The organism is Methanobacterium sp. BAmetb5 (assembly GCF_003491305.1).
Classification (GTDB): domain Archaea; phylum Methanobacteriota; class Methanobacteria; order Methanobacteriales; family Methanobacteriaceae; genus Methanobacterium.
The window spans coordinates 2,101,005-2,110,000 of record NZ_CP022706.1 but is presented as its reverse complement, the minus strand read 5'-3'; the positions used below and the strand labels follow the sequence as shown (position 1 = coordinate 2,110,000).

Below are 8,996 nucleotides of genomic sequence, written 5' to 3'. Positions count from 1 at the left end.
TCCCAGTTATAATGGACACTGCTGGATTTGGAACCCGTAGAGGGCCTTACAATTGTAAAAAATGCAACTCTAAGTTAAAGAATCTGATTATAGAATCCAACATTAACCAGACCATTCCCCCAGAAATAGAGTGCGAATGTAAACCAAAATGGGAAGCCGATGTTAAATTCTCCGAAGTGACCAGGTCAACCACAAACCTGGTTAAAAATCGATGAAAAAGTTTTATCACAACTTAATATTTTTAACCGGAAGATTATATGAATTATTATAACTTAAAAAGTGGAAATCCGATATTAATGGAGAATATATTATCAGATAAAAGTAGATTGCTGTTTAGTTATTGATTATCCTCATTATTTAATATTTTAGAATCTATCTGCCAGACTTTCCAAATATATTTAAGATATTGTTACCTAATGATCATTAACTTTGGTAAAATTTTACAGTGTGAGGGGGAGTATTTGGCTAAAATTCTAATTAACAACAGCACAGCGATAGATCTACAAAAAAACCTTCAATCCATTGGTCATCAAACATTCCACTCCAATTCACACCATAAAATGGTTGGGGTAGAGGCTGAAAAATTAAATGTCGACCTTGTTTTAATGAGTATTCCCTCAAAATTGCCTGATGCCCAAACTGAAGGAGATATTGAGTGGGATGAACTGATATCTGACCTATTTAATTCAGATATACCCATTATTCCCTTAATTGACTTAAAAGGACAATCTGATTTTTTACCTGTTGAAAAATATGTGCTGGCAGATGCACCCTACGGTTTCATCTTAAAAAATGATTCAGAACCTTATAATTTAAGTCAATTGAGACATATGATTGATATTGCTATTTATAAACATTCAAATACCCTGAATAAGGGTTTGAATAAAAAATGCGCCCCATCAGGGGAAAGTAATTTAAAAAATCTTTATGATGAAGTACTCCTTCCCTACCAATCCTTGGATACTGACGGTAACTTCTTAGACGTGAATCAGATGTGGCTGGATACCCTGGGTTATTCACGCCAAGAGGTTATTGGAAAATGGTTTGGTGACTTCCTGACTCCAGATTGTGTGGATAGATTTAAGAGTAAGTTTCCCAGGCTTGCTGCCGGAATAGTTCAGGGTCAGGAATGCGAACTTATCAAAAAGGACGGTTCCACCCTCCATGCTCTTTACCACGGTAAAGTGAAATATGGGGATGATGGGAAATTTAATAATCTTCAATGCATCCTTCAGGATACTAGCTTAAGTAAAAAAACAGAAGAAGCCCTTAGAGAGAGTGAAAAGAAATTCCGTACCTTTGTTCAGCAATCATTAGATGGTATTGTTTTGCTTGACGAGGAAGGACGCGTAATTGAATGGAATAAGGGATACGAAAAGATCACCGGCATAAACAAAGAGACAGCCATTGGTAAATTATTTTGGGAGATAAAATATCAGTTAACACCCCCCGAAAGGAGGACTCTGCAACGATTAAAACATCTGATGAAACTGCAGCTTGAGGCCCTTAAAACAGGTAAAGCACCATTTCTAAGTCAAATTCACGAAACAGATTTAATACGGACCAATGGAGAAATTCGCCATATTGAACAGGTGGCATTTCCCATTAAAACCCGTTTAGGGTATAGGGTTGGTTACGTTACCCGTGATGTCACCCACCGCAAGCAAATTGAAGAAGCACTGGAAAAAAGAATTGTGGCCCTTAGCAAACCCATCTCCAACACCGAAGAGATACGTTTCCAGGACCTCTTTAATCTCAAGGATATCCAGGAGATACAGGACCTCTTCGCCGAAGCTACCGGGGTGGGGTCCATCATCACTCAACCCGATGGAACTCCCATTACCAAACCAAGCAATTTCACCAGTTTATGCTCCATGGTGCGTGGTACAGATAAAGGTGCCCAGAACTGCTTTAGATCCAATTCGTGTATCGGTGGAAATTCTGAAGAGATCTTAATAAGGAAATGTCTTAGCTCGGGATTATGGGAATCCGGAGCCAGTATTAATATTGGTGGGATACACATTGCCAATTGGCTAATTGGCCAGGTGCGTAATGAAGCACAGAAAGAGGATGAAATGGTAGCCTACGCCCATAAATTAGGTTTAAAACCAGACGATTGTATTAAGGCATTTAATGAAGTTCCGTTAATGTCCCCCGAGGATTTCAGGAAAATTGCCCAGGCTCTTTATGCTTTTGCCAACCAGTTATCCTCTCTGGCCTATCAAAATATTCAACAAACCCGTTTCATCCGCGAAAGGCAGAAAGCAGAAAAAGCCCTGCAACGATCATTACAGGAAGAGGAGATAACCAACCAGGTTGTGAGCCAGCTTGTTGGTGCATCCAAAACAACTGAGATCTATCAAATTATTGGTGAAACAATAAAAAAACTCTTACCAAATTCTTATGTGGTGATCAGTAGTATTGACCCTGATAAAAAGAGTATGAGTATCTTAAAAACCTTTGGTTTAAAGAAGTATCGCCAGGATATAGAGGGTATTCTGAAGATCAAACCCCTACCCACCAAATTCCCATTGCACAGTGGTTTTATCCCGGAAATGGATGATTTCTTCGCTGATCATATTAAAGAATTAACCCCGGAAATCTATAATCTAATTTTTAAAATTATTTCTCCCCGGGTTTTCAGGAGGATCGAAAGGCTGCTGGATGTGGGGAAATTTTATAATATAGGGTTTTACTGGAATAAACAGCATTATGGTGGTTTAACCATTGCCCTTCCAAAAAACCAGGCCCTTGAACATGAAAAAACAATAGAAACTATTGTGAATCAGGCTTCAATTGCATTACAACGTTCTTACGCAGAAAAAGCCATTAAGGAGTCTCTGGAAGAGAAAGAAGTTCTTTTAAGGGAGATTCATCACCGGGTTAAAAATAACATGCAAATTATCAGCAGCCTCCTGAACCTGCAGAGGCAACATGTATCCGGGGAAGAAACACGAGATGTTTTAAAAGAAAGTCAGGGAAGGGTCAAATCCATGGCCATGATACATGAGAAGCTTTATCAATCTCCTAACCTCACCCGGATTGATTTCAAGGACTACATAGAAAAACTGGCATCAAACCTGATTTACACCTACAAGATAGAAAACCGGGATATTGAACAGGTTTTTGAGGTTAAAGATGTGGAGATGAATATTGACACCGCCATACCCTGTGGACTCATTATAAATGAACTGATAACTAACAGTTTGAAGTACGCATTTCCTCCCTCCTTCCAGAATAAGAAAGGGCTTATTAAAATAAAACTGGTTCAAATGGGTAACCTGTTCCAGCTGGAGATCTCCGATAATGGGGTGGGATTACCCCCTGATATTGAGCCAGAAAATGCGGAGACACTGGGACTGCAACTGGTGCACACCCTGGTAAATCAGTTAGATGGGAGCCTCAGAATCGACAGGGTTTCCGGGACGAAATTTACCATTACTTTCCAGGAATTGAATTACAAAAAACGGATTTAGATAAAAAAAACGTAGAATGATAAATATATCAATTCTACAGCAATTTTTAATTGTATTAATAGAGTAAGGTGGGGTTAGATTCCTTCACCGCTTTAGGTTCCTCTTTTTCCAGTTTATGGTAGGCCTCCATCAGATCCTCCAGGAGCATTTCCACCATATCCCGGCCAAAGTTTTCCTTAACCACAATTCGCAGGACAGCCACATCCTCTGCATCGGCGGGCAGGGTGTAGGCCGGTACAATCCATCCCTTCTCCCGCAGTTTTTCTGAAAGCTGGAAAACAGTGAAATCTGCATTCTTTAGAGTTACCGCCACCAGGGGCACAATGATGTTTTTATTGATAAGCTCAAATTTACCAGAATTTTCCAGTTCCCCGGCCAGATAAAGGGTGTTATCGAACATATTGGTCATTATGTCCTTATAACCCTTCCTGCCCAGTCTGATGAGGTTATAGTACTGGGCGATTATGGTACTGCTTCCCTTGGAGAAATTGAGGGAGTAATTGGGCATCAATCCCCCCAGGTAGTTGATATCGAATATCAGATCTTCCGGCAGGTCAGATTTGTCCTTGAATATTATCCACCCCACCCCCGGGTACACCAGACCATATTTATGGCCCGATACATTGATGGATTTCACCTGTTCCAGTCTAAAGTCCCATTCCATGTCCGGGAAAATGAAGGGTGCCACAAAGCCTCCACTGGCCCCATCCACGTGTATGGGTATGTCCCATCCTTTAGTTTTCTTGATATCCACCAGTAAATCGTTAATTTCCTTGATTGGATCCATTTGTCCAGTGAAGGTTGTCCCGATGACTGCCCCCACGGCTATGGTGTTTTCATCAACTTCCTGGGCCACATCCTGGGCAGTTATGGTGTAATGATCCCGGGTTAATGGTATTAACTTCAGTTCCACGTCGAAGTAGCGGGCGAACTTCTCCCACACCGTGTGCACATCGGCCCCCATGACTATGTTGGGTTTATCCGCGGGTTGGCCCTCTTTTTCCCTTCGTTTTCTCCAGGTCCATTTATGGGCCAGAAGTCCCAGCATGATGGCCTCTGAGGATCCGATGGTTCCGGTTCCCACTGATTTGCACTCGTGGGGTGCGTTAAAGAGCCGGGCCAACATGTTAACCACCCGGTCCTGGATTTTGGATGTCTGGGGGTATTCATCGTTATCCACGTAGTTTTTACCCATGGTATCCATGATTAACTGGTCAGCCTCGGGTTCCATCCAGGTGGTTACAAAACTGGCCAGGTTAAGGGCGGGGTTCCCATCCAGATTCAGTTCCTCGTTTATCAACTGGTAAGCTGCTTTAGCTGGCATTCCATCCTCAGGCATCTCGTATTTGGGGATACTTTCACTAAAATAGCGACTACCATAGGTGGTGGTGTGTTCCCTTTCTGATCTTTTCAGTTTCCCCAGGTCTAATTTTTCCGATAACAATTAAAACACTCCTTGTGCCATTAAATTCTCTATTAAATTATGTAGTTTAAAGTGGTTAAACTTGTTCATAGCTACAGCCAACCCTTTAGAACAATCCACTTTTCCGGCATTATTTAAAAGATTTTCTTTAAAATTAGAATATTTAAGCCTTAAAATAATTTTAAAAGGTTTTAAATAATTTAATCCATCAAAAAATTAAAATAATTTTGAGTATTACTCAAAAAAGATTTATAAAACCTTTAAATAGGATGATAATCCATATTACTTCCATAGAATAATTTGTAGTATTAAATGAGTAAGGGTTATTACCCAAGAGCTATACAACAGTTATGGATTTAGAAAAATCAGTAAAATGAAATATATAGCCCTTAAATTTAATACAGAGACTTAATATAGCTTTAAAACGAGAATTTAAGTGGAATGATATTATGGTGACAGATTCAAACTCAGAGAAGATAGGTATTTTACTGATAGGACACGGTAGCAGTTTATCCTCGGGAAACGAGGTGGTGTACCGACTGTGGGAGCAGTATAAAGAAGAATCAGATTACCCGGTGGAAGTGGGATTTATGAACATTGAAAAACCCACCATACCCACAGCCATTAACACCCTGGCTAAGGAGGGGGTTTCCCGGATCATTGCTGTGCCAGTTTTCCTGGCCCACGGACTCCACACCAAGGAAGATATTCCCTACATGCTGGGTTTAGGTGAACCAAGAAAAGATGCCGGTTACTACAACCATGAAAGGGAGAAAATTGAATTTGAGGGCCAGATAACTTACATTGAACCCCTGGGAGCAGACCTGAGGATCGTGGATATACTCAAAAAGAAGGTAGAAAATGCCCTGGACTAAGGGAGTTTAACATCTGACAATTGGATTTACTTCATAGTTCACTATTTATCAGTCAGCCTTGAGATTATACAAAATCTATTATTTTCCAAAAAATCAGTTCTTCTTTCTTTCACAACTAAAACATAGCCTTGTGTCGCGATTGGTTTTGAAAATCCTTCCACACATTTTTTACATCTAACCTTTTTTAGTGTGGTTTCTCTTTTCAATTTAAACTTGGCTACCTTAATTGAGCAGTTGTAATTATTGGACTGGATCCTTGCTTTAGCATTCCTTTCTAAAGCTTCTTCCGCGTATTTTATCTCAATGTCTTCGCTATAGTCTCTTGCCATGAATAAAACCCTACATGAATCACTTAAGGAGTCCATTTAAATTAATCCAATATCTGGCCCTATTTTATCAACACTTTATCTTTGCAATGGATAATAAAATAAATCCTTAAAAGGTTTGATTCAGTAAATCTATTAGGAAGGCATTTACCAATTGATTCAAAAAAACCCCTTTAACCTTCATTCCCGCTCCCGGTATCACAAGGTATTAATCTTGTCTTTGTATTCCCCTACAGTTAAAAAGTAAAAAAAAGTAAAAAAAAATATTTTTTTATCAAAAGCCAGAAATTTATTTTCCAGCTATGATCCAGAACCATTACTTACATATTCATCAGTTCTATCCATTACTACTACCATAACCAGCAGTATTATAGCAATGACTGAAACTACTGTTCCAAACATGAATAAATTACTGAATGCATGACTAAATGTAATTGCTCCACTTAATGCAGCTCCCAAGAAGAAAGAACCTGATAATGGCCCTATAGTACCTCCAATCCCTTTAAATGTATTCAATACACCGACACCAGTTCCTTCTTCATCTCGGGGTATGAAAGACATCATTAGAACCTGAAAAGCACTGGTAGTAAAACCCATTCCTACTCCTATCAATACCAGGAAAACTGAAAGGGTAATTGAATCGGTAACAAAGTAAGTTAGCCCCAAAAGTCCGGCACTCAAAAAAGGTGACCCTAATAATAGCATACGTTTAGCACCAAACTTATCTAAAAGCACACCACCCAATATACTGGTTATAAGTACGGTTATTGAAAGAGGCGTCAGCAGGAGGCCACTATTCTGTATATCCATATTCAAAGCCATCTGGGCAAATGTGGGCACATAAGTAAATGCGGTGAATGTAGCCAGACCGGTTAATAAAATCGCTAGGTTAAGTGAAAGGATTTTACCTCTTTTAAGTAAAGGAATATCCAATATTGGTTCTGACACGCGCTTTTCATATGAAATCAGGGATACGAATAGCACAATAGAGGTTATAACTAGTGGAAACACAGTTATATCTGTTAATGGTAGTGTTTGAACTCTTACAAGAGCCAATAGCATGGTAGCAATTGTTCCTATAAGTAACAGTGAGCCCAGGTAATCGATATGAGGATTTGTTTCTCCATGGCTTTCTTTGAATTTAAGTGCCAGTATGGCTGCTAGAATTCCTATGGGAATATTAACGTAGAAGATAGTTCTCCAACCAAAATTCTGGATTAAGAAACCTCCTATATTTGGCCCAATAATCATGGCCAGTGATGACATGGCCATTAACACGCCCATAGTCTTTCCCCTTTGGTCTGCATGAGCGGCATCATTCATGGTAGATAATGCCGAAGGCAGAACTATACCTGCACCAATACCTTGTATACCCATGGAAGCGATTAATGCGTAAATATTCCATGAAAAACTGGCTGTAAATGACCCAATAATAAAGGTGGTTACGCCAATAATGTATAATTTTTTCCTACCAAATACATCCGATAATTTTCCGGCAAGAGGCATTATTGCAGTCATAAATAACATAAGTACGGTCAATGTCCAGGATACCATTGCATAAGATGTGTTTAAATCTTTGGTTAATGTTGGTAGTGCCGGAATGAAGATATATGCATCAATCCCCGTCATGAAAACTCCTAATGCTAGCACGATCATGACAAAGAATGGTGATTCTCCGATGCTTTTTTTACTTTTTGTTTCATTTAGTGTATATTCGCCCATTTTATCCATCTCATCCACATATAATTGGCTAAAAACTTAATTTAAGCAATTATAGATAATTTTATTAATAGTTGTAAAATACATTACAACTTAACTATAATATCTTATTTAATATACCTTTTGGTTTTAGTTGTAAATTACATTACAACATTTTTAAATAGATGAATAAAATATATTTAATAAGAACAGATCTTATCATCAATGGCTAACCGGGAGATTATTATGGATAAAATTCCACTAAAACTTACTAAATCCTTAATGGAACTTGGCCTCCTTGAATCTGAGGCTAAAATATACATAGCACTGACAATAATGGACCATGCCGAAGTTAAGGAACTTATCAATATTTTAGGTTTATCCAAACCTAACACCTATGAAGGCCTGCGAATGCTGGAAGAAAAAGGACTGGTAGTACTCATTAATACGAGGCCCATGGCATATCAGGCAATTCCCCCAGAGATTGGGCTTGAAATGTTATTAAAAACACATTTAGACGCGGAAAAAGAAGCTAAAAAGATTTTTTCCACCCTGGATAAAGAAAAATTTGTGGAAAAATCTTCAGAAGCATTATTTCAGGTGTACGGTGAAAAAAGTATAGACTATAAAATTAAGGACATGCTTAAGAGCGCAACTAAAAGTGTATTCATGATATCATCTTCTCAGTACCTGAAATATATTGAAAATTTAAGCAAAAAGAAACTTAAATTCGACATTACTATTTTTTCTGAGGGAAAAAATACCGAGCAAGAGATAAAAAAATTCTTCAGGGATTATGAAGGTAATTTCCAAATTATCAGCGAAGAAAATGCAGTTAACATGTATTCCTCCAAGATAACCAATCCAGAAGAATTTACCGAATATAAAGAAGCTCTTTCCATGTTTGAATATAGAAATATGATGGTTTTAATGATAGATGATTCTGAAATTATGTACGTTCTGCCCTTTTCCCAAGATACTTTAAGTGCATTTAATACCAAAAATAAGTCTCTGATAACCCTAATGAAACTGGGTTTAAAAGATATGTCACATCAACTGGCAAAAGAGTGACAATGAAGATAGATCATTAATTTTTTTCAATAGAATTAAAAGAAAAATCCAAAGAATATCTAAAAGTAACTTTACAGATGAATTGTTAGATCAATGAACCATTCATTTGATTTAAACAATATCTTAC

7 protein-coding genes (1 of these 7 only partly in view) are annotated in these 8,996 nt (G+C 38.2%); 4 read left to right on the top strand and 3 right to left on the bottom strand.

Features of this window, described 5'->3' with window-relative positions; genetic code table 11:
* Both CIT02_RS10520 and CIT02_RS10515 read left to right on the top strand, forming a co-directional pair.
* Positions 1-215, top strand: partial view of an archaeosine biosynthesis radical SAM protein RaSEA gene (locus CIT02_RS10520; RefSeq protein ID WP_292612285.1) — the end only. The gene continues 877 nt to the left of window position 1, outside the view; 215 of the gene's 1,092 nt are visible here — the last part of the coding sequence; its start codon lies beyond the left edge, outside the window; it ends in the stop codon at positions 213-215.
* Positions 216-461: 246 nt separating this feature from the next.
* Positions 462-3,476, top strand: coding sequence for a PocR ligand-binding domain-containing protein (locus CIT02_RS10515; RefSeq protein ID WP_292612283.1), 3,015 nt, complete (start codon positions 462-464; stop codon positions 3,474-3,476).
* Between the two features lie 55 nt (positions 3,477-3,531).
* Here the strand turns inward: CIT02_RS10515 and CIT02_RS10510 are convergent, their stop codons facing one another.
* Positions 3,532-4,920, bottom strand: a complete 1,389-nt coding sequence (locus CIT02_RS10510) for a glutamate decarboxylase (RefSeq protein WP_292612280.1) — start codon at positions 4,918-4,920, stop codon at positions 3,532-3,534.
* Between the two features lie 428 nt (positions 4,921-5,348).
* Here CIT02_RS10510 and cfbA point away from each other — a divergent pair, with 428 nt between their 5' ends.
* Positions 5,349-5,774, top strand: coding sequence for a sirohydrochlorin nickelochelatase (cfbA, locus tag CIT02_RS10505; protein ID WP_292612278.1), 426 nt, complete (start codon positions 5,349-5,351; stop codon positions 5,772-5,774).
* 41 nt (positions 5,775-5,815) lie between these two features.
* On the opposite strand, the gene CIT02_RS10500 is transcribed toward cfbA, so the two are convergent.
* Both CIT02_RS10500 and CIT02_RS10495 read right to left on the bottom strand, forming a co-directional pair.
* Positions 5,816-6,103 carry a hypothetical protein gene (locus tag CIT02_RS10500; RefSeq protein WP_292612276.1) on the bottom strand — a complete coding sequence of 96 codons (288 nt, stop codon included), beginning with the start codon at positions 6,101-6,103 and terminating at the stop codon, positions 5,816-5,818.
* Positions 6,104-6,400: 297 nt separating this feature from the next.
* Positions 6,401-7,831, bottom strand: a complete 1,431-nt coding sequence (locus tag CIT02_RS10495) for an MFS transporter (RefSeq protein ID WP_292612274.1) — start codon at positions 7,829-7,831, stop codon at positions 6,401-6,403.
* 213 nt (positions 7,832-8,044) lie between these two features.
* Here CIT02_RS10495 and CIT02_RS10490 point away from each other — a divergent pair, with 213 nt between their 5' ends.
* Positions 8,045-8,869 carry a TrmB family transcriptional regulator gene (locus tag CIT02_RS10490; RefSeq protein ID WP_292612272.1) on the top strand — a complete coding sequence of 275 codons (825 nt, stop codon included), beginning with the start codon at positions 8,045-8,047 and terminating at the stop codon, positions 8,867-8,869.
* Positions 8,870-8,996 lie beyond the last annotated feature (127 nt).

What these genes read in the sequence shown, in the direction of transcription:
- cfbA (WP_292612278.1), top strand. Translation starts at nt 5,349, where the DNA reads ATGGTGACAGATTCAAACTCAGAGAAGATAGGTATTTTACTGATAGGA.
- CIT02_RS10495 (WP_292612274.1), bottom strand. Translation starts at nt 7,831, where the DNA reads ATGGATAAAATGGGCGAATATACACTAAATGAAACAAAAAGTAAAAAA.
- CIT02_RS10490 (WP_292612272.1), top strand. Translation starts at nt 8,045, where the DNA reads ATGGATAAAATTCCACTAAAACTTACTAAATCCTTAATGGAACTTGGC.
- CIT02_RS10500 (WP_292612276.1), bottom strand. Translation starts at nt 6,103, where the DNA reads ATGGCAAGAGACTATAGCGAAGACATTGAGATAAAATACGCGGAAGAA.